The sequence below is a fragment of the Geoglobus acetivorans genome, assembly GCF_039641995.1.
GTDB lineage: Archaea > Halobacteriota > Archaeoglobi > Archaeoglobales > Archaeoglobaceae > Geoglobus > Geoglobus acetivorans.
The window spans coordinates 616,510-635,039 of sequence record NZ_CP087714.1; the positions used below are offsets into that span (position 1 = coordinate 616,510).

19 protein-coding genes and 2 tRNA genes are annotated in these 18,530 nt (G+C 47.0%); 15 read left to right on the top strand and 6 right to left on the bottom strand.

The window, feature by feature from the left end; translation table 11 throughout:
- Positions 1-21 precede the first annotated feature (21 nt).
- Entirely contained in the window at positions 22-447 is a 426-nt protein-coding gene (locus LPQ35_RS03590) for a MerR family transcriptional regulator (protein ID WP_193805856.1), read from the bottom strand.
- A gap of 123 nt (positions 448-570) precedes the next feature.
- Between LPQ35_RS03590 and LPQ35_RS03595 the strand changes: the two genes are divergently transcribed.
- Positions 571-645, top strand: a tRNA-Glu gene (locus LPQ35_RS03595).
- Between the two features lie 2 nt (positions 646-647).
- Here LPQ35_RS03595 and LPQ35_RS03600 read toward each other — a convergent pair.
- Positions 648-1,481, bottom strand: coding sequence for an ATP cone domain-containing protein (locus LPQ35_RS03600; RefSeq protein WP_346297717.1), 834 nt, complete (start codon positions 1,479-1,481; stop codon positions 648-650).
- A 180-nt stretch (positions 1,482-1,661) separates the two neighbouring features.
- Here LPQ35_RS03600 and LPQ35_RS03605 point away from each other — a divergent pair.
- The 14 genes from LPQ35_RS03605 (at position 1,662) to LPQ35_RS03670 (ending at position 15,661) form a co-directional block, all read left to right on the top strand.
- Positions 1,662-1,735, top strand: a tRNA-Lys gene (locus LPQ35_RS03605).
- Between the two features lie 27 nt (positions 1,736-1,762).
- Positions 1,763-1,993: a DNA-directed RNA polymerase subunit H gene (locus tag LPQ35_RS03610; protein ID WP_193363913.1), complete on the top strand. Its 231-nt coding sequence runs from the start codon at positions 1,763-1,765 to the stop codon at positions 1,991-1,993.
- Positions 1,994-2,053: 60 nt separating this feature from the next.
- Positions 2,054-3,520, top strand: a complete 1,467-nt coding sequence (locus tag LPQ35_RS03615) for a DNA-directed RNA polymerase subunit B'' (RefSeq protein WP_193805851.1) — start codon at positions 2,054-2,056, stop codon at positions 3,518-3,520.
- A gap of 6 nt (positions 3,521-3,526) precedes the next feature.
- Complete coding sequence (gene rpoB, locus LPQ35_RS03620; protein WP_193805849.1) at positions 3,527-5,341, top strand: DNA-directed RNA polymerase subunit B; 1,815 nt, start codon at positions 3,527-3,529, stop codon at positions 5,339-5,341.
- Between the two features lie 9 nt (positions 5,342-5,350).
- Positions 5,351-7,954 carry a DNA-directed RNA polymerase subunit A' gene (locus tag LPQ35_RS03625; protein WP_346297688.1) on the top strand — a complete coding sequence of 868 codons (2,604 nt, stop codon included), beginning with the start codon at positions 5,351-5,353 and terminating at the stop codon, positions 7,952-7,954.
- Positions 7,955-7,959: 5 nt separating this feature from the next.
- The gene (gene rpoA2, locus LPQ35_RS03630) at positions 7,960-9,105 is read left to right on the top strand and encodes a DNA-directed RNA polymerase subunit A'' (RefSeq protein ID WP_193806679.1); all 1,146 of its coding nucleotides are present in this window, start codon (positions 7,960-7,962) and stop codon (positions 9,103-9,105) included.
- The gene (locus LPQ35_RS03635; protein WP_048092337.1) at positions 9,102-9,389 is read left to right on the top strand and encodes a 50S ribosomal protein L30e; all 288 of its coding nucleotides are present in this window, start codon (positions 9,102-9,104) and stop codon (positions 9,387-9,389) included. The genes rpoA2 and LPQ35_RS03635 overlap by 4 nt, the downstream gene beginning before the upstream one ends.
- A 40-nt stretch (positions 9,390-9,429) precedes the next feature.
- On the top strand, positions 9,430-9,849 hold the full coding sequence (locus tag LPQ35_RS03640) for a NusA-like transcription termination signal-binding factor (protein WP_048092334.1): 420 nt from the start codon (positions 9,430-9,432) through the stop codon (positions 9,847-9,849).
- A gap of 11 nt (positions 9,850-9,860) precedes the next feature.
- On the top strand, positions 9,861-10,289 hold the full coding sequence (locus LPQ35_RS03645; protein WP_048092332.1) for a 30S ribosomal protein S12: 429 nt from the start codon (positions 9,861-9,863) through the stop codon (positions 10,287-10,289).
- Between the two features lie 4 nt (positions 10,290-10,293).
- Positions 10,294-10,878: a 30S ribosomal protein S7 gene (rpsG, locus tag LPQ35_RS03650; RefSeq protein WP_193805845.1), complete on the top strand. Its 585-nt coding sequence runs from the start codon at positions 10,294-10,296 to the stop codon at positions 10,876-10,878.
- A gap of 5 nt (positions 10,879-10,883) precedes the next feature.
- Positions 10,884-13,070: an elongation factor EF-2 gene (locus LPQ35_RS03655; RefSeq protein WP_193805844.1), complete on the top strand. Its 2,187-nt coding sequence runs from the start codon at positions 10,884-10,886 to the stop codon at positions 13,068-13,070.
- A 50-nt stretch (positions 13,071-13,120) separates the two neighbouring features.
- Entirely contained in the window at positions 13,121-14,392 is a 1,272-nt protein-coding gene (gene tuf / locus LPQ35_RS03660) for a translation elongation factor EF-1 subunit alpha (protein ID WP_048092327.1), read from the top strand.
- A 31-nt stretch (positions 14,393-14,423) separates the two neighbouring features.
- Entirely contained in the window at positions 14,424-14,744 is a 321-nt protein-coding gene (gene rpsJ, locus LPQ35_RS03665) for a 30S ribosomal protein S10 (RefSeq protein ID WP_048092325.1), read from the top strand.
- Positions 14,745-14,749: 5 nt separating this feature from the next.
- Positions 14,750-15,661 carry a ribonuclease Z gene (locus LPQ35_RS03670; RefSeq protein WP_193805843.1) on the top strand — a complete coding sequence of 304 codons (912 nt, stop codon included), beginning with the start codon at positions 14,750-14,752 and terminating at the stop codon, positions 15,659-15,661.
- Here LPQ35_RS03670 and LPQ35_RS03675 read toward each other — a convergent pair.
- Genes LPQ35_RS03675 through ribH form a run of 4 tightly spaced genes read right to left on the bottom strand, consistent with a single transcriptional unit; the run spans position 15,641 to position 18,518 of the window.
- Positions 15,641-16,273, bottom strand: coding sequence for a cytochrome c biogenesis protein CcdA (locus LPQ35_RS03675; protein WP_193805842.1), 633 nt, complete (start codon positions 16,271-16,273; stop codon positions 15,641-15,643). The two genes, LPQ35_RS03670 and LPQ35_RS03675, sit on opposite strands and share 21 nt — an antisense overlap.
- A complete protein-coding gene (locus LPQ35_RS03680; RefSeq protein WP_193805841.1) occupies positions 16,273-16,914 on the bottom strand; it encodes a DUF7504 family protein in 642 nt (213 codons plus the stop codon). Before LPQ35_RS03680 ends, LPQ35_RS03675 begins: the two co-directional genes overlap by 1 nt.
- A gap of 58 nt (positions 16,915-16,972) precedes the next feature.
- Positions 16,973-18,106, bottom strand: a complete 1,134-nt coding sequence (locus LPQ35_RS03685) for an aminotransferase class I/II-fold pyridoxal phosphate-dependent enzyme (protein ID WP_193805840.1) — start codon at positions 18,104-18,106, stop codon at positions 16,973-16,975.
- Entirely contained in the window at positions 18,093-18,518 is a 426-nt protein-coding gene (ribH, locus tag LPQ35_RS03690) for a 6,7-dimethyl-8-ribityllumazine synthase (RefSeq protein WP_048092316.1), read from the bottom strand. Before ribH ends, LPQ35_RS03685 begins: the two co-directional genes overlap by 14 nt.
- Positions 18,519-18,530: the final 12 nt, after the last annotated feature.

Below are 18,530 nucleotides of genomic sequence, written 5' to 3' on the forward strand. Positions count from 1 at the left end.
ATGGGTTTAAAAAGTGTGCAGTCATGCTTTAACCGAATTCCTTTTTTGAGCCTGTCCCTCGAGGGCTGTGAGTCTCTCGTTGAGCCTCGCAATCAGATCTTCAAGTTCAGCTTTCATTATTTTCAGGTCTTCCAGTTTGTCTTCAATTTCTCTGAGCTTTTCATGTGCAAGTTTCAGTGTAAACCTGATCTGCTCTGGCTCACTTACATCATACATGTCGAGAATCTGCTTGATCTCTTCAAGTGTGAACCCGAGTCTTTTACCCCTCAGAATCAGCTTCAGCCTCGCTCTGTCTCTTTTTGTGAAAATTCTGTGATTTCCCGGAGTCCTCTGAGGGTTTAAAAGACCAATTTCTTCATAATATCTGATGGTCCTCGTACTCACGTCGAGCTCTTCTGCAAGCTCCGATATTGAATAGTACTCTCTCCTTTTGTCATTAGTTGACATACAAATTTTTTGGAGAGAAGAATTTATAAATTTTTTCAAATCTATCCTGATTAATATGCTCAAAACCTCTGGAAACGACTTATGCAAAAGTATTATAAACTGAGCATGGAAGTGTGCGTTTAAGCTCCGGTGGTGTAGCCCGGCCAATCATACGGGACTCTCGATCCCGTGACCCGGGTTCAAATCCCGGCCGGAGCACTTCAATATTTATTATTCAATTCTGCGAGGACCTCTCGTGCCATGTGGAAAACCCTTTTGGCGTCTCTGTTTGAAAGACCTGCTTTCTTCAGACCGTCGATGCCGGCATTCATGGCATCCTTGCAGAATATTATCCCTGACATGACGAGTGTATCGAGAACGTGCTTGTTGACATCCAGCAGCGTTATGGGATAGAGATTTTTGGAGGTTAGCAGAAATTCGATACCTTCTCTTTTTGGATAGTTCCATCCTGTGAGCTTTACTCCTCTGCATTTGCCATATTTTTTTGCCTCATCTGAGAATTTGGTGTTGGTGAACAGCCATACACCGTCAAACTCGTCGATATCGAGAAATCTGGCGTAGGTGTACATGACTTCCTTCAGCCCCGTGTATATCGGAATGTTGTGGAACTTGCATTCTACTAAATACCTGGTCCCATCTTTTTCGGCAATGATATCTATCTCGTGCTCCACACACTTTCCCCGTACCATCTGGTTCGTAGATGTTTTGTAGCCGTGCTCTTCCAGAAGTCTTGCAACGAATTTTTCAAACTCGTAACCTGCAGGTCCTAGTTTGTATAGGGACCCTTTCAGGTCGTATATCTTTCCACTAAACCCTTTGTGCTTTCCAAGCAGGTCGAGTACTATGCTTAAAATTTCGTCTGTGGTTATGCCATCATAAAGCCTTTCCTCGAGTTCTTCGATAATTTTTGTTGCAGTTTTTGAATCAATTCCTGCTTTTGTTATCGTCCTTTTTATTTTCAGGGGACTGTATTCTTCGATCCGCCCATCCCTCTTTATCACGCTTATTTTGTTCTGCTTCGTCAACACAAACATCACCGTCAGGAGTGGAGTAATTTCCGTAACTTTTTTAATGTTTTCAGTCCAGTATGTGTGATCATAGAATATGATCATGCGGATCGAAAGCTGTAATCATTTGACCCGGACCCCACGGAGATTGATAGCCAGCGGCTCACGGAAAAATTTTCTAAACACATACCATAGCCTTCAGGGTAAGGGCTCGTAGCTCAGCCAGGCAGAGCGACGGGCTTTTAACCCGTCGGTCGCGGGTTCAAATCCCGTCGAGCCCGCTTAACCCCTATTCAAGGAGGATGACTATGAAGATCAGGCTGCAGGATCACATACTGGTTCCAAAACATGAGATTTTGAGTGAGGGGGAAGTGGAGGAGCTTCTCGAAACACTCGGTATCAGAAAGGAAGATTTACCGAAAATCAGGTCAGACGACCCAATAGCAAAGGAAATTGGAGCTAAGAAAGGGGATGTTGTGAAAATAACGAGAGAGGACGAATATTTTGGTAAGAGTATAGCTTACAGGCTTGTGATATGATTCTGGGATACTGTAATGTCGGGAGAATTGAGAAATTTTTATGGTTAGTGGGTGGTAGGTATGGATAGTAGAGTTCTTGCAAGAAATTATTTCACGCATGAAAGGCTGGTAAAGCACCAGATCGACTCATACAACAGATTCATAGATGAAGGTTTACAGCGAGTCATCGATGAGCAGGGTGTCATCGAGCTTGACATCGAGAACACGTATGTAAAGCTGGGGAAAATACAGGTTGGGAAACCAATGATAAAGGAAGCTGATGGTACTGAGACAATTCTTTACCCGTCCATCGCAAGGTTGAGGAACATGACTTACGCTGCTCCGCTCTATCTTCAGTGCTGGGTCATCGATGAAGGTAAAGAACTCGAGGAGGAATGGGTTAGAATTGGAGAATTGCCGGTGATGGTTAAATCGAAGATATGCAACCTGAACGAGGTTGATCCCGTCAGCGTGGGTGAAGACCCCTTTGATCCGGGCGGGTATTTTATCATAAATGGGACTGAAAGGGCGCTGATGACCCTCGAGGACCTCGCCCCAAACAAAATCCTTCTCGAAAAGGAAGAGAGATACGGCGAGGAGATTGAGATTGCGAAGTGTTTCAGCCAGAGGAGAGGGTACAGGGCTTTAATCGTTGTTGAAAGGAGCAAGAGCAACACGCTGGAGGTTAGTTTTCCGCAGCTTCCCAAGCCAATTCAGTTCGTGGTGATGATGAGGGCCTTAGGCGTCGAAAGCGATCAGGAAATCGTCGAGATGGTGAGCAACGATCCTGAAATAATGAAGTTCATGCTTGAGAATGTTGAGGTTGCTGAAGTTGAGAGTCAGGAGGAAGCGATAGATTACATAGGTAAGAGGGTTGCACCGGGTCAGAGCAGAGAATACAGGTTGCAGAGGGCAGAGCAGGTTATTGATCAGTACTTCCTTCCACATATTGGAACCGAAAAGGAAGACAGAAAGGCGAAAGCCTTTTTCCTTGCGAGGATGGCTGAGGCAGTTCTGGAGCTTTATCTTGGTTACAGAAGTGAGGACGACAAGGATCATTATGCAAACAAGAGACTTAAGCTTGCTGGAGACCTTATGGAGGAAATTTTCAGAGTTGCATTCCTTAGGCTCATGAAGGATGTCAAATACCAGCTTGAGAGAGCAAAGGTCAGGGGAAGATCGATGAAGATGTCCACTGCAGTTAGAAGTGACGTGCTTACGGATAGAATCATGCATCCAATGGCGACCGGTAACTGGGTAGGCGGCAGGACAGGTGTTTCCCAGCTTATAGACAGACACAATTACATCTCTATCCTCTCGCAGCTCAGGAGAGTAATCTCTCCTCTTTCGAGATCTCAGCCGCATTTTGAGGCAAGAGATCTGCACCCCACTCAGTTTGGGAGGATATGTCCGAGTGAGACTCCGGAAGGGCCAAACTGTGGTCTTGTCAAAAACTTCGCCGAGTATGCTGAAGTAAGCGTCGGTGTCGATGAGGATGAGGTTATTTCCACCCTTTACAGCCTTGGTGTGGAGAAAATTAAAGGGTGATGTTTCATGAAAAAATGCAGAGTTTATGTTAATGGTGCCCTTGTCGGATTTGTGGATGATGGTGGGAAACTTGCTGACCAGATACGGGATCTGAGGAGGAAGGGCAAAATAAGCAATCAGATTAACGTGGTTTATTACTCAGACTCAAACGAGGTTAGGATAAATACTGACGCTGGAAGGGCGAGGAGACCCCTCATTGTGGTCAGAAATGGTAAACCCCTCGTAACTGATGAGGATATTGAAAAGCTGAAAAAAGGAGAGATAACTTTTGACGACCTCGTAAGGCAGGGTAAAATTGAGTACCTCGATGCAGAGGAAGAGGAAAACGCGTACATTGCCATAAGCGAAGATGCGCTAACGGAGGAACATACTCACCTTGAAGTTGATCCTGCACTCATTGTCGGTATCTGCACGGGCAGTCTTCCGTATCCCGAACACAACGCTTCTCCAAGAAACACAATGGGCGCTGCAATGATAAAGCAGAGCTTGGGTTTGCCATATTCCAATCTCAAGTTCCGGGCAGATACGAGAGGACACCTTCTGCACTATCCGCAGAAGCCAATTGTTGCCACTGACACCCAGATGGAAATAAGATTCGATGAAAGGCCTGCCGGGCAGAACTTTGTCGTTGCGGTTATAAGCTATGAGGGCTATAACATTGAGGATGCTCTTATTTTCAACAAGGCCAGCATTGAAAGAGGACTTGGCAGATCCCACTTCTTCAGAACGTATGAAGCGGAAGAGATGAGGTATCCCGGTGGACAGGAAGACAAATTTGAGATTCCACCTTCAGACGTAAACGGTTACAGGGGTGCCGAGGCATACATGCATCTGGATGAAGATGGTCTCGTGTTTCCGGAAACCGAGGTCGGTCCGGATGACGTGCTGATCGGAAAAACCTCTCCACCAAGGTTCCTTGAGGAACCCACTGAGCTTGGCATCTCTCCACAGAAGAGGAGGGAGACATCCGTAACCATGAGAAGTAACGAAAAGGGTATTGTTGATGCCGTTTTTCTTACGATCTCTGAAAACGGACAGAAACTCACAAAGGTCAGGGTCAGGGATCAGAGAATCCCCGAGCTTGGAGATAAGTTTGCCTCAAGGCACGGACAGAAGGGAGTTATTGGGCTGATAGTGCCCGAGGAGGACATGCCGTTCAGCGAGTCCGGCATAGTGCCGGATATGATCGTCAACCCCCATGCAATTCCTTCGAGAATGACTGTAGGGCATGTTCTTGAGATGATCGGCGGTAAGGTCGGCAGTCTTGAGGCAAGGAGGGTTGATGGAACGGTCTTCCATGGTGAAAAAGAGGAAGACCTGAGACAGACCCTGATAAAGTACGGTTTCAGCCATACGGGTAAAGAGGTAATGTATGATGGCATCACGGGCAAGAAAATTGTTGCTGACATCTTTGTTGGTGTGATTTACTATCAGAAGCTGTATCACATGGTGTCGAGCAAGCTTCACGCAAGGAGCAGAGGGCCAGTGCAGATTCTCACAAGACAGCCAACAGAAGGTAGAGCAAGGAAGGGAGGTCTCAGGTTTGGTGAAATGGAGAGAGATGTTCTCATTGGACACGGTGCTGCTTTGCTGCTCAAGGACAGGCTGCTCGACGAGTCTGACAAGGTTGAGGTCTGGGTGTGCAACAAGTGCGGGCATGTGGCAACCTATGATTTCAGAAGGAGGACTCCGTACTGTACGGTTTGTGATGATGACAGCGACATCCACAGAGTGGAGATGAGCTATGCCTTCAAGCTTTTGCTCGATGAGATGAAGTCCATGATAATCGCTCCAAGGCTCCTGCTTGGAGATAGGGCGTGAGGTGGTTGAATGATACCGAAAAGAATAAGTTCGATCAGGTTTGAAGTTTTAAGTCCAAAAGAGATAAGAAAAATGAGTGTTGTCAAGGTAATCTCACCTGAAACTTATGATGACGACGGTTTTCCCATAGAATTCGGATTGATGGACCCGAGACTTGGAGTGATTGACCCCGGACTGAAATGCAAAACCTGTGGTGGTAAGGCCGGCGAGTGTCCGGGTCATTTTGGTCACATTGAGCTTGCGGCTCCAGTGGTTCATGTGGGCTATGCGAAGCTCATAGCAAGGTTGCTCAACGCAACATGCAGGGAGTGCGGAAGAATTCTGCTCAAGGATGACAGACGAGATAAATTTGTGACTGAGATCGAGGAGAGGCGAAAGCTCGGTCAGGATTACGAGGGAATAGTGAAGGAAGTCTTCAGAGTTACGAAGTCTGTTAAGAAGTGTCCTCACTGTGGTTCTGATCAGATGGAGATCAAATTCGAAAAACCCACGTTTTTCTACGAGAACGAGCACAGGCTGACTCCCAGGGATGTGAGGGAGCGGCTTGAAAAGATCCCCGATGAGGATCTACCGGCTTTTGGAATGGATCCCAAAGCAGTCAGGCCAGAGTGGATGGTTCTCACTGTTCTTCCCGTTCCACCGGTAACGGTAAGACCCTCAATCATCCTTGAAACAGGTCAGAGGAGCGAGGATGACCTTACTCACAAGCTTGTAGATATAATCAGGATCAACCAGAGATTTATGGAGAACAAAGAGGCGGGAGCGCCGCGGCTGATTCTCGAAGACCTCTGGGAGCTTCTGCAGTATCACGTTACAACCTATCTTGACAACGAGGTATCGGGCATACCACCCGCGAGACATAGGAGTGGCAGGCCTCTCAAAACTCTTGCACAGAGGCTTAAAGGCAAGGAAGGCAGATTCAGAGGTAGTCTGTCAGGTAAACGAGTTAACTTTTCAGCGAGAACTGTTATCAGCCCTGATCCAAACCTCAGCATAAACGAAGTGGGTGTTCCGCTGGAGGTTGCTGAAGAGCTGTCAGTTCCGATATATGTGACTGAGAAGAATATTGATGAAGCGAGAGAGTTCATTCTCAGGGACGAGCACCCCAAGGCGAACTATGTTATCAGGGAAGACGGCAGGAGAATTAGAATCATAGAGTCCAACAGGTATGAGCTTGCAGAAAAACTTGAACCCGGATGGATTGTGGAGAGACAGCTTATGGATGGCGACATCGTTCTGTTCAACAGACAGCCCTCGCTTCACAGGATGAGCATCATGGCACATTATGTGAAAGTCCTGCCTTACAAGACATTCAGACTCAATCCAGCAGTTTGTCCGCCATACAACGCTGATTTTGATGGGGATGAGATGAACCTGCATGTGCCGCAAAGCCTTGAAGCTCAGGCAGAGGCAAAGATTCTGATGGCGGTTCAGGAGCACATTCTGTCCCCAAGATTTGGTGGACCGATTATTGGAGGAATTCATGATCACATCTCTGGCCTGTATCTCCTCACGAGGGGTGAGAAATTATTCAGCAAGGCAGAGGTCATGGAAATAATACGCCCCCTGGAGATAACAAAGCTCCCTGAGCCGAAGCATGACGGCAAGTGGAGTGGAAAGCAGATTTTCAGCATGATTCTTCCCGACCTGTCTCTCGAATTCAAGGCAGAGATCTGCCAGGGGTGCGAGGTCTGCAAGGGTGTTGAGTGTGAAAATGACGCTTACGTGTACATAAGGAACGGTGAACTCGTTACCGGGACGATCGATGAGAAGGCGGTCGGTGCTTTCAAGGGTATAATCATTGACGAAATCATCAGAAAATATGGAACCGAGGAAGCGAGAAAGTTCATAGACAACATGACAAAACTCGCCATCAGGGCAATCATGTTCACGGGCTTCACTGTGGGTATCGACGACGTTGATATTCCGAAAGAGGCAAGAGAGCAGATCGAACAGGTTATTGAGGAAGCAGAGGAAAGGGTGTGGAAGCTCATTGAGGCGTACAAGCAGGGTAACCTTGAACCCATGCCCGGACGAAGCATAGAGGAAACGCTCGAGATGAAAATCATGCAGGAGCTTGGCAGAGCGAGAGACATGGCTGGAAAGATAGCCGGAAGGTATCTGGGTATGGATAATGCAGCGGTTATCATGGCCGTGAGCGGTGCAAGGGGTTCGATGCTCAACCTTACCCAGATGGCAGCATGTATTGGGCAGCAGTCTGTCAGAGGAGAGAGGATTAAGAGAGGTTACACCTACACAGACAGAACTCTTCCACACTTCAAGCCTGGCGATCTCGGTCCTGAGGCAAGAGGTTTTGTCAGGAGCAGTTACAAGGACGGCTTGAATCCAATTGAGTTCTTCTTCCACGCTGTTGGTGGTAGAGAAGGTCTTGTCGATACTGCTGTCAGAACTTCACAGTCAGGTTACCTGCAGAGAAGGCTGATCAATGCACTTCAAGACCTCAAGGTGGATTATGATGGAACTGTCAGAGAGCAGACCAGCGGTCTTATTGTACAGTTCAGATACGGACAGGATGGTGTGGACCCTATGAAAAGCTACAGGGGTAAGGCTGTGGATGTAAAGAGAATCATCAGAGAGGTAATGGGAGAGTGATTGGTATGAAGGAGACGTATTACGAATTGATGAAGGATTATCCTCTTCCCGATTACGTGAGGGATTTGGTTGCTGAGGAGCTGGAAAAGATAAATGCGGATGAAAATACTGCCAAAAAGGTAATTGAGAGGTGTTATGAGGCTTATTTGAGGAACCTCGTTGAGCCTGGAGAGGCAGCAGGCATAGTTGCAGCCCAGTCCATTGGAGAGCCAGGTACCCAGATGACGATGAGAACGTTCCACTATGCCGGTGTTGCAGAGATTAACGTTACTCTCGGTCTTCCAAGGCTGATTGAAATCCTGGATGTCAGGAAAAACCCCTCAACACCCATGATGACCATAAGGCTGATTCCTGAATATGCAAAGGACAGGGAAAAGGCAAGGGAAGTTGCAAACAGGATTGAAGCCACATACGTTACTGACGTCGCGGAGATAGTTACCGATCTCAGGAGGATGCAAATAGTAATCAAGCCTGATGTTAAGGCTCTCGAAAGAAAGGGGCTTGACAGGGATAAGCTGAAGAAGAAGATCGAAAAAAACCTCAAAATCGAGCTTGATGAGGTCGACGGGGATTTCGTTCTGAGCATTGAAGAGCCGTCGTTCAAGCTTCTGATGGACACGTTCGATAAGGTGAAGAGGCTTGTTGTGTCTGGAATTAAGGAAATAAAGAGAGTCATCATAAGAAAGGAAGGCGACGAGTATGTTCTGTACACTGAAGGTTCAAATCTCAAGAAGGTTATGAAAGAGAAGGGAGTTGACTACGCGAGAACAGTCACAAATAATATATACGAGATATATGAGGTTCTGGGAATCGAAGCTGCCAGAAATGCGGTGATAAATGAGGCAATATCCACGCTCGAAGAGCAGGGTCTTGAGGTTGACAGGAGGCATATAATGCTTGTGGCAGATGTGATGACTGCTGATGGGGATCTGAAACAGATTGGAAGGCATGGTGTTGCCGGAGAGAAGCACAGCATACTGGCAAGGGCTGCGTTTGAAATGACTGTAAACAATCTGCTGGATGCTGCGGTTAGAGGAGAGGTGGACGAGTTGAAGGGAATTACTGAAAATATAATTGTTGGACAGCCCATAAAGCTTGGAACGGGAGATGTTGAACTTGTGGTAAAACTGTTCACGGGGGGAGATAAATGAAGGTAGATTTGAGTAAGGCTTTGAGAAGAGCACTGAAAACAGGAGAGGTCTATGTTGGGAGTAAGAGAACCCTCAAGGCTGTGAAGGACGGGAAGGCAAAGATGGTTATTGTGGCCAGAAACTGTCCTGAAGAGGTGCTTGAGGGTCTTAAAGGGCACGATGTGAAAATCCTGACCTACGATGGAACGAATATGGAGCTTGGTGCAATATGTGGTAAGCCGTTCAGTGTTGCAGCACTGGCAATTGTTGACGAGGGCGAATCCGAGATACTAAGTGCGGAATGAACCAATACTCTATACATTATATATTTTTGAGGGGATTTAAATGGGAGTTAAGCTGTCAACTGAAAGTATAAGGTATATCGCTCTTTTTGAAAGCCTCACCGGTGCAAACGTGAAGGACTGTCTGATTTATGATGACAAGGTTATTTTTCTTGTGAGAAAGGGTGACATGGGGCTGGCCATAGGAAAGGGCGGAATAAATGTGGAAAAGGCAAAGGAGATAATTGGAAAGAGGGTGGAGGTTCTGGAGCACAGTGATGATCCTGTGGAGTTTATTCAGAACCTGTTCAGACCCATAAGAGTCAAAGTAAGTCTTGTTGAGAAGGAAGGAAAAAGAACGGCCATCGTTCAGGCCCCTGCACAGTATAAGGGGCTTGTAATTGGCAAGGGCGGAAAAAATATAAACAAAGTCAAGGAGCTTGTGAGAAGACATCACGATATTGAAAATGTGATAGTGAAATGAGGTGAGGAGAAATGGGAAGGGGCTTATTTGCCGCAAGAAAGCTCATCGAAAATAGAAAGGAGTTCAGGTGGAGCGATAAAAGGTACGTAAGGAGAGTACTCGATCTTAAAAGAAAGGCAGACCCTCTTGAGGGTGCACCGCAGGCGAGAGGTATAGTGCTGGAAAAGCTGGGTATAGAGGCAAGACAGCCCAACTCGGCTATCAGAAAGGCTGTGAGAGTTCAGCTCATCAAGAACGGCAAACAGGTTACCGCTTTCACACCGGGAGATGGAGCAATCAACTATATTGATGAACACGATGAGGTAATCATTGAGGGTATTGGAGGCAGAATGGGAAGGAGTATGGGTGACATTCCTGGTGTGAGGTACAAGGTTGTTAAGGTAAACAACACAAGCCTCAAGGAACTCTGGAAGGGTAAGAAGGAGAAGAGACTGAGGTGATCTGATGAAATACGGTCTTACCAACGAGGATTTGCTTGTATTTGGAAAATACGATGCCTCCGAAGTTGAGGTCAGTGATCCGGCACTGAAGAACTACATAAACCTCAATCCGAAGGTAGTCCCGCATACGCATGGCAGGCACGCCAACACTCCTTTTGCGAAGCAGAATGTGTTCATCGTTGAGAGGCTTATCAACAAGGTGATGAGGAAGGAGCACAACACCGGGAAGAAAATGCTTGCATACAGCATTGTTAAAGAGGCGTTTGAAATTGTTGCAAAGAAGACCAAGAAGAACCCGATTCAGATTCTTGTTGATGCTATCATCAACGCCGGACCGAGAGAAGAGGTTGTCAGGCTGAAGTATGGTGGTATCGCTGTGCCGAAATCAGTCGATACCTCAAGTTCCAGAAGAGTTGATATTGCTTTGAGGAATATTGCTGAAGGGGCAAGGAGGGCTGCCTTCAAGTCCAAGAGGAGCATTGCAGCCTGTCTTGCAGATGAACTAATTGCTGCTGCAAATAACGAGAGCAGAAGCTATGCTGTTGCCAAGAAGGAGGAAATTGAAAGAGTTGCCAAGTCGGCAAGGTGATGTAGATGACAAGAGCGAAAAAAATGGTTGACAAGATAAAGGACCTGATGTACAAGCCGGAGAGGATAAGGAACATGGGTATCGTGGCTCACATTGATCACGGAAAAACAACCCTTTCCGATAATCTCCTTGCGGGAGCCGGAATGATCAGTGAAGAGCTTGCTGGAAGACAGCTTTACCTTGATTTCGACTCACAGGAGCAGGAGAGAGGTATCACCATCAACTCTGCGAGCGTATCAATGGTGCACGAATACGGTGGTGAGGATTACCTGATCAATCTGATTGATACTCCTGGACACGTTGACTTCGGAGGAGAAGTTACGAGAGCGATGAGAGCAGTTGACGGTGTCATTGTCGTCGTTGATGCTGTTGAGGGAATAATGCCTCAGACCGAGACAGTTCTTAGACAGGCTCTCAGGGAGAACGTTAAGCCAGTTCTTTTCGTGAATAAGGTTGACAGGCTGATAAGGGAGCTCGAGGTTACTCCCGAGGAGATGCAGAAGAGGTTCATAAAGGTCATAGCAGATGTGAACAAATTCATAAAGGCCGTCAGGCCCGACAAATACGAAGAATGGAAACTCGATGTTTCCGACGGAAGTGTGGCCTTTGGTTCAGCCCTGTACAACTGGGCTGTAAGCGTTCCCTCGATGAAGGAAACGGGCGTGGGATTCAAGGAAGTTTACGACTACCTCAAGAGTGACGACTCGAAAACACTTGCAAAGAAAACACCGCTGTTCAAGGTAGTGCTTGATATGGTTATCAGACACCTCCCACCACCTACAGAAGCTCAGAAGAGGAGGATCCCGACAATCTGGAAGGGAGACCTCGAATCGAATGTTGGCAAGGCGATGCTCAACTGTGATCCAAAAGGTCCGGTTGCACTCATGATAACCAAGATTGTCAATGATCCTCATGCCGGAGAAATTGCGGTTGGAAGACTTTTCAGCGGTACGCTCAAGCCCGGAACCGAGCTGTACATTCTTGACAAGAAAACAAAGAACAGAGCCCAGACTGTTGGACTCTTCATGGGTCCAAAGAGGGTTGAGGTGGAGGAGATCCCCGCAGGCAACATTGTGGCTCTTGTCGGGCTTAAAGATGCATCTGCAGGTTCTACATGCTCAACTGTTGAGAGCATGGAACCGTTCGAGAGCATAAAGCACTTCAGCGAACCTGTAGTTACAATGGCCATCGAGGCCAAGAACCCGAGAGACCTGCCGAAGCTCATCGAGGTGCTGAGAAAGCTTGCGAAGGAAGACCCCACCCTGCATGTTACGCTTAATGAGGAGACTGGGGAGCACCTCATCAGCGGAATGGGTGAACTCCACCTTGAGGTTAAGGTTGAGAGAATAAGAAGGGACTTCGGGCTTGAAGTCAAGACGTCTCCACCAATCGTCGTTTTCAGAGAAACCGTTAACATGACATCTCCTGTAGTCGAGGGCAAGTCGCCAAACAGGCACAACAGATTCTACATAGTTGTTGAACCATGTCCTGAGGCAGTCATAGAGAAGTTCAAGGAGGGTGAAGTCGACCTGAAGATGGATAAGAAGGAGAGGAGGAAGCTTCTGGAGGAGGCAGGTCTTCCGGGAGACGAAGCGGCCGGTGTTCAGGAGTACTACAGCGGAAACATCTTTGTGGACGTTACAAAAGGTATACAGTACCTGAACGAGACCATGGAACTGATCCTTGAAGGTTTCAGAGAGGCAATAAACGCTGGACCGGTTGCAAGAGAGCCTGTTTACGGGCTGAAGGTCAAGCTCGTTGACTGTAAGCTGCACGAGGATGCGGTGCACAGGGGACCTGCGCAGGTAATTCCTGCCGTTAGGTCAGCGATATTTGCTGCGATGCTCCAGGCAAAACCGGCTCTGCTTGAGCCATATCAGAAGGTGTATGTTACCGTCCCGCAGGAAATGATGGGTGCGGTAACAAGAGAGATTCAGGGAAGGAGAGGAGTTATACTGGAGATCAACTCCGAGGGGGATGCTGTTACTGTCATAGCCAAGGTTCCGGTCAAGGAGATGTTCGGATTCGCAGGCGCAATAAGAGGCGCAACATCAGGAAAAGCAATCTGGAGTGTGGAATTTGCAGGATTCGAGCAGGTACCTCAGAATCTGTTCGAACAGTTCGTGATGGAAGTCAGACAGAGGAAGGGATTGAAGCTTGAGATTCCAAAGCCCGAGGACTTCATCGGGTGAAAGTTTTATAAACCCTCTAATTTTTTTGTTCTGAGAAGGAGGTGGAATATATGGCAAAGGAGTTGGAACACATCAACGTCGTAATTATAGGGCATGTGGACCATGGAAAGTCAACAATGGTTGGAAGGCTTCTTTACGAGGCTGGAGAGATCCCAGAGCACATTATAGAGAAGTACAGGAAGGAGGCACAGGAGAAGGGTAAGGCAACATTCGAGTTTGCATGGGTTATGGACAAGCTCAAGGAAGAGAGAGAAAGAGGTATTACAATCGATGTCGCTCACAGGAAGTTCAAGACAAACAAGTATGAGATCACAATTATCGACGCACCAGGTCACAGAGACTTCATCAAGAACATGATCACCGGTGCATCACAGGCTGATGCAGCTGTCCTCGTTGTCGATGTTGTTGACTGCGTACAGGCGCAGACCAAGGAGCACGTGTTCCTTTCAAGAACACTGGGCATCAACCAGATAATTGTGCTCATCAACAAGATGGACAGAGTTGACTACAAGCAGGAAGAGTACGACAAGTGTAAGGAGGCAGTATCGAAGATCCTCAAGATGGTTGGATTTAAGGTCGACGAAATTCCATTCATTCCGACATCTGCTTACAATGGAGACAACATCCTTAAGAAGAGTGAAAGAACAACCTGGTACAATGGTCCAACTGTGTTTGAGGCACTTGATGCACTCAAGCCACCAGAGAAGCTTGTTGACAAGCCACTCAGAATTCCGATTCAGGACGTTTACTCAATCAGTGGTGTCGGTACCGTTCCTGTCGGGAGAGTTGAGAGCGGTATCCTGAAGGTTGGAGACAAGGTTATCTTCAATCCTGCTGGTGTAACCGGAGAAGTTAAGAGCATTGAGATGCACCACGAGTCAATTCCGCAGGCAGAGCCAGGTGACAACATCGGTTTCAACGTGAGAGGTGTCAGCAAGAACGATGTCAGGAGAGGAGATGTTGCGGGTCACCCAGACAATCCACCTACAGTGGTCAGGGACTTCACCGCTCAGATTGTTGTCCTGCAGCACCCCACTGCAATCACTGTTGGTTACACACCTGTTGTTCACGCCCACACCGCACAGGTTGCCTGCCAGTTCGTTGAGCTGCAGAAGAAGCTTGATCCGAGAACCGGTCAGGCCAAGGAGGAGAACCCACAGTTCCTCAAGACTGGAGACGCAGCAATCGTCAAGCTTCAGCCCACAAGACCAATGGTTATCGAGAAGGTCAAGGACATACCCCCACTCGGCAGGTTTGCCGTCAGAGATATGGGTATGACCGTAGCTGCGGGAATGGTTCTCGACGTTACGCCAAGAGGCTAAACCCATTTTTTTCTTTTTTGGGTGAAGTGTTATGGCAATAAAGGGTTACAAGGCGAGGATTAGACTTTCTGGTCTCAATCCCAAGGATCTGGACAGGATCTGCTCACAGATTAAAGAAATAGCAGTAAAGACCGGTGTGGAAATCAGCGGACCAATACCTCTGCCGACAAAGAGGCTTGTGGTTCCTGTAAGAAAAAGCCCCGATGGAGAAGGCAGTGAAACCTGGGATCACTGGGAAATGAGGGTTCACAAGAGGCTGATAGATATCGCGGCGGACGAGAGGGCGCTGAGACAGATAATGAGGATCCAGGTTCCAAAAGACGTGAACATTGAGATAGTTCTTGAAAGCTAATTTTTATGGATTTTAAAATCACTTTTCTCGGGACCTCCGGTACGGTCCCCACACCTGAAAGGAATACCTCATCTATTTTTGTTCAGTTTGGAGGGGAGAAGCTCCTCTTTGACTGTGGAGAAGGTACCCAGAGGCAGATGATGATTGCAAAAACCGGGTTCTCGATCAGCTCTGTTTTCATAACCCACATGCACACTGACCATTTCATCGGTCTTTTTGGCCTGATTGAGTCAATGAGTCTTAACGGGAGAGAAAAACCCCTGCATATATACTGTCCGGAGCCTGATTTTCTCAGAAAGCTTTTCAGAGAGTTTGGGTATGACAACCTTGATTTTAGGATAGTTGTAACTGGTCTTAAAGATAGTGATGTTGTGAGGTTTGGCAATTTCAGCGTTGTGGCGTTCAAAACTGACCACATTGTCAGCAGTGTGGGTTATGCAGTTATTGAAGATAGCTTTCTCAGATTTTCTCCAGAAAAGGCTAAGGAACTGGGAATTCCTCCAGGACCTCTCTACAAAAAACTGGCAAACGGGGAAACTGTCTTTTTCAGGGGAAAAATGGTCTCTCCTGAAATGGTTACGGATGGAATGGTCAGGGGGAGGAAAATCGTTTACACCGGTGACACGAAACCAACTGAAAAGCTTGTTGAGATTTCCAAGGATGCTGATCTTCTAATACATGACTCGTCTTTCACCTCAGAGCTTTCAGAATGGGCAGAGTATACAAAGCATTCAACAGCTCTTAAGGCTGCCGAGGTGGCGAAAGAGGCGGGCGTCAGAAGGCTGATTCTCACACACATAAGTGCGAGGTACTCCAAGAATACGGAACCACTCCTCCTGGAGGCACGCAGGGTATTTCCAAACGTGGAAATAGCGAGAGATTTCATGGAGGTTGAGTTAAAGAGGAATCAGTCTTGAGAGAGAAAGCTCTATCTGAAGATACACTCCACTTATCAGCAATGCGAGGAAGACGAGGATAATGTAACCAGAGATTTTCCTTATCTTTTCTCCGTATTTGAGGAACACCCTGCTTCTCTCTCCGAGTTTCAGAATGATCGCTATCCCTGTTGCTATGCCCAGTCCAAAGAATAGCATCGAGATCGTACCCTCAAACGTTCCTGATGAGATTGCATTAAATCCGAGCAATGCCCCGACTATTGGACCGATGCAGGGTGACCATATCAGACCGAGAAATGCTCCAAACAGAAACGAATCTGCGGGGACTCTGAGCCTTCCGGTAAATCTTGATGTGAATGCAGAATACTTCATGTAAAGTTCGTCAGACACCAGGATAACTCCAAATACAAAAAGTCCCGCGTATGCGAGGTATCTGATCAAACTGACCTTACCAAGGAGCGAAGCCAGTGTGCCGGCGAGCATGAAGAACAGAATCATTCCTGTTACAATAACCACGCTCCTCTTCCAGCTGCCCAGAGCACCAGCAAATATTACAGGAATCATTGGCAGAACACAGGGTGAGAATATGCTTATTATTCCGGCGATGTATGACAGCAGTAATGAGACCATCATTACCTTATTCCCAGCTGAGCTTTTATGAACTGGTCAAGAACGTCCGGGATGGCAACATCATCCTTGGTTATTTTCATCTCACCAATCTCGGATTCAACATACTGTGATGCTCTCACTATTTTGATCAATCTTCTGACAGAATCGCTGTTTATCTGTCTTTCAAGTTCGACTATGTTCTGGAATACAAGGGTTATTGATGTCTGGGTCTGAACGTCATGAGCATTTTTAACCAGGGTGAATATTCCGGAGCTGCCATCCGATTCCATCCTCACCACTATATTTCTGAGGAAGTGTATTATCTTCTGTGGCGTGTGGTAGAGGAGTAGACCAGATATCGAATCGAACACAACGAAATAATCCTTTTTTAGGTTGTCGAGAGCCTTGCCAATGGCAATGCTCACCTCGTTAAGGTTTAGGGGGTTGTTGACGATTATATCCTGCGGAGTCGTTTTCACCTGCTGATCCCAGGTGTGCGTATCAACTATCCAGATGTTTGAGTTGTGGTTATTGAATTTCCTCCTTACAGTTGGCGCACTTTCCGTCGTGGAAATCCAGAGAACTCTGTCAAAATACTTCATGTACTTGAGGATCAGCCTCGTTTTCCCTGTGCCAGGCTCTCCTATCAGCAGTATTGAACCCATCCAAATCCTCCTTCTTTAGATGATTTAAAAAATTTTTTGTTACTTCGTAAGTTAATTTTCAGTTATATGCGTTTCGAAATTCTTCAAGACGAACGAGCATATCCCTTATGTTCTCCATTGATGTTGCATAGCTCACTCTTACCCAGGTGGGGTAGCTCTTTCCGAACCCGGTACCGGGTGTTACAGCCACATAATACTCCTCAAGAAATCTTTTCGAGAACTCCTCGCCGTTTATTCCTGTGTCCATGAATACGTAGAAAGCCCCATCGGGTGGAGCAAACCTGTAACCGAGCTTTTTCAAACCTTTTAGCAGCACATCTCTTCGCTTTCCAAACTCTGACACCATGTCTTCCACACACTTTTGATCTCCTTTTAGTGCGGCAACCGCTGCGTACTGTGCAAATGTCGTGGGAGAACTCGTTGAGTGTGACTGTATCTTTCTCATTTTTGTGATTACATCATCGCTTGCAACAGCATAGCCGATTCTCCATCCTGTCATGGAGTATGTTTTTGAGAGTGCGTTGATCGTGACGGTTCTGCTGTGCATTCCGTCGAACGAGGCGATGCTGCGGTGTTTTCCCTCGAAAATTATTTTTTCGTATACTTCGTCTGAGATGACGAACAGATTATGATCAATTGCGAGATCTGCAACTTTTTTCAGGAATTCCTTAGAGTATACTACTCCCGTGGGGTTGTTCGGTGAATTTACGACGATCATTTTTGTTTTTTCTGTAATTTGATCTTCAATGTTTACATCTCTGAAGTCGTCATCGTGTTTGACGAAGACGGGCTTTCCACCGGCAAGCAAAACGCTTGCTTCATAGCTCACCCACGCGGGTTCGAGCAGGATTACTTCATCGCCCTGTTCGATCAGAGCCTGCATTGCAAGGTATATGGCATACTTTGCTCCGGCCGTAACAATAACGCTGTTTTCCTGAACATCTATTCCATTCTCTTTCCTCATTTTCTCTGCTATGGCCTCCCGAAGCTCAGGTATGCCCTGAACGGGAGCATACTTGGTTTTTCCCTCTTTCAGGGCTCTGCATGCAGCCTCGACTATGTGGCTGGGAGTTGTAAAATCCGGTTCCCCAACACCCATGTCTATGACTGGCTTACCCTGTTTCCTGAGTTCCTTTGCTTTGTCGGATATGGCCATTGTGGCAGAGGGCTTTATTAAATCAGCCCTGCTCATATTCTCTTAGCCTCCTCACGAGTTTTACTGCTGCCTCCACTGCTCTTTTGGCATAGTCTATCCTTTCCTGTGCGGCAATTCTTCCCATTCCAGGACCGCTTATTCCGAGAGTTACGGGAATGCCGTACTCCAGGCTGAGATCCATAATCTTTCTTGCAGCGTGCTGGGCAACAACCTCATCATGTTCTGTATCACCCTCAATAACGCTGCCGAGGGTAGCCACAGCATCCACATTGCCTTTTTCAAGAATTTTTTTAACCGCAATTGGTATGTCGAATACACCCGGAACTCTGAGAATTTCGGAAATCTCTGCTCCCAGAAATTCAGCATGTTCTTTTGCGAGAATCTCCATCATGTATGTTATGTCTCTGTTGAATTCCGCAACAACAAGCCCGAGCCTAATTTTTTCCATGCCCCAAATTGG

Excerpts from the sequence above, each read along its gene's own strand:
- LPQ35_RS03590 (WP_193805856.1), bottom strand. The coding sequence starts at position 447 with ATGTCAACTAATGACAAAAGGAGAGAGTACTATTCAATATCGGAGCTT.
- LPQ35_RS03600 (WP_346297717.1), bottom strand. The coding sequence starts at position 1,481 with ATGTTTGTGTTGACGAAGCAGAACAAAATAAGCGTGATAAAGAGGGAT.
- LPQ35_RS03610 (WP_193363913.1), top strand. The coding sequence starts at position 1,763 with ATGAAGATCAGGCTGCAGGATCACATACTGGTTCCAAAACATGAGATT.
- LPQ35_RS03615 (WP_193805851.1), top strand. The coding sequence starts at position 2,054 with ATGGATAGTAGAGTTCTTGCAAGAAATTATTTCACGCATGAAAGGCTG.
- rpoB (WP_193805849.1), top strand. The coding sequence starts at position 3,527 with ATGAAAAAATGCAGAGTTTATGTTAATGGTGCCCTTGTCGGATTTGTG.
- LPQ35_RS03625 (WP_346297688.1), top strand. The coding sequence starts at position 5,351 with ATGATACCGAAAAGAATAAGTTCGATCAGGTTTGAAGTTTTAAGTCCA.
- rpoA2 (WP_193806679.1), top strand. The coding sequence starts at position 7,960 with ATGAAGGAGACGTATTACGAATTGATGAAGGATTATCCTCTTCCCGAT.
- LPQ35_RS03635 (WP_048092337.1), top strand. The coding sequence starts at position 9,102 with ATGAAGGTAGATTTGAGTAAGGCTTTGAGAAGAGCACTGAAAACAGGA.
- LPQ35_RS03640 (WP_048092334.1), top strand. The coding sequence starts at position 9,430 with ATGGGAGTTAAGCTGTCAACTGAAAGTATAAGGTATATCGCTCTTTTT.
- LPQ35_RS03645 (WP_048092332.1), top strand. The coding sequence starts at position 9,861 with ATGGGAAGGGGCTTATTTGCCGCAAGAAAGCTCATCGAAAATAGAAAG.
- rpsG (WP_193805845.1), top strand. The coding sequence starts at position 10,294 with ATGAAATACGGTCTTACCAACGAGGATTTGCTTGTATTTGGAAAATAC.
- LPQ35_RS03655 (WP_193805844.1), top strand. The coding sequence starts at position 10,884 with ATGACAAGAGCGAAAAAAATGGTTGACAAGATAAAGGACCTGATGTAC.
- tuf (WP_048092327.1), top strand. The coding sequence starts at position 13,121 with ATGGCAAAGGAGTTGGAACACATCAACGTCGTAATTATAGGGCATGTG.
- rpsJ (WP_048092325.1), top strand. The coding sequence starts at position 14,424 with ATGGCAATAAAGGGTTACAAGGCGAGGATTAGACTTTCTGGTCTCAAT.
- LPQ35_RS03670 (WP_193805843.1), top strand. The coding sequence starts at position 14,750 with ATGGATTTTAAAATCACTTTTCTCGGGACCTCCGGTACGGTCCCCACA.
- LPQ35_RS03675 (WP_193805842.1), bottom strand. The coding sequence starts at position 16,273 with ATGATGGTCTCATTACTGCTGTCATACATCGCCGGAATAATAAGCATA.
- LPQ35_RS03680 (WP_193805841.1), bottom strand. The coding sequence starts at position 16,914 with ATGGGTTCAATACTGCTGATAGGAGAGCCTGGCACAGGGAAAACGAGG.
- LPQ35_RS03685 (WP_193805840.1), bottom strand. The coding sequence starts at position 18,106 with ATGAGCAGGGCTGATTTAATAAAGCCCTCTGCCACAATGGCCATATCC.
- ribH (WP_048092316.1), bottom strand. The coding sequence starts at position 18,518 with ATGGAAAAAATTAGGCTCGGGCTTGTTGTTGCGGAATTCAACAGAGAC.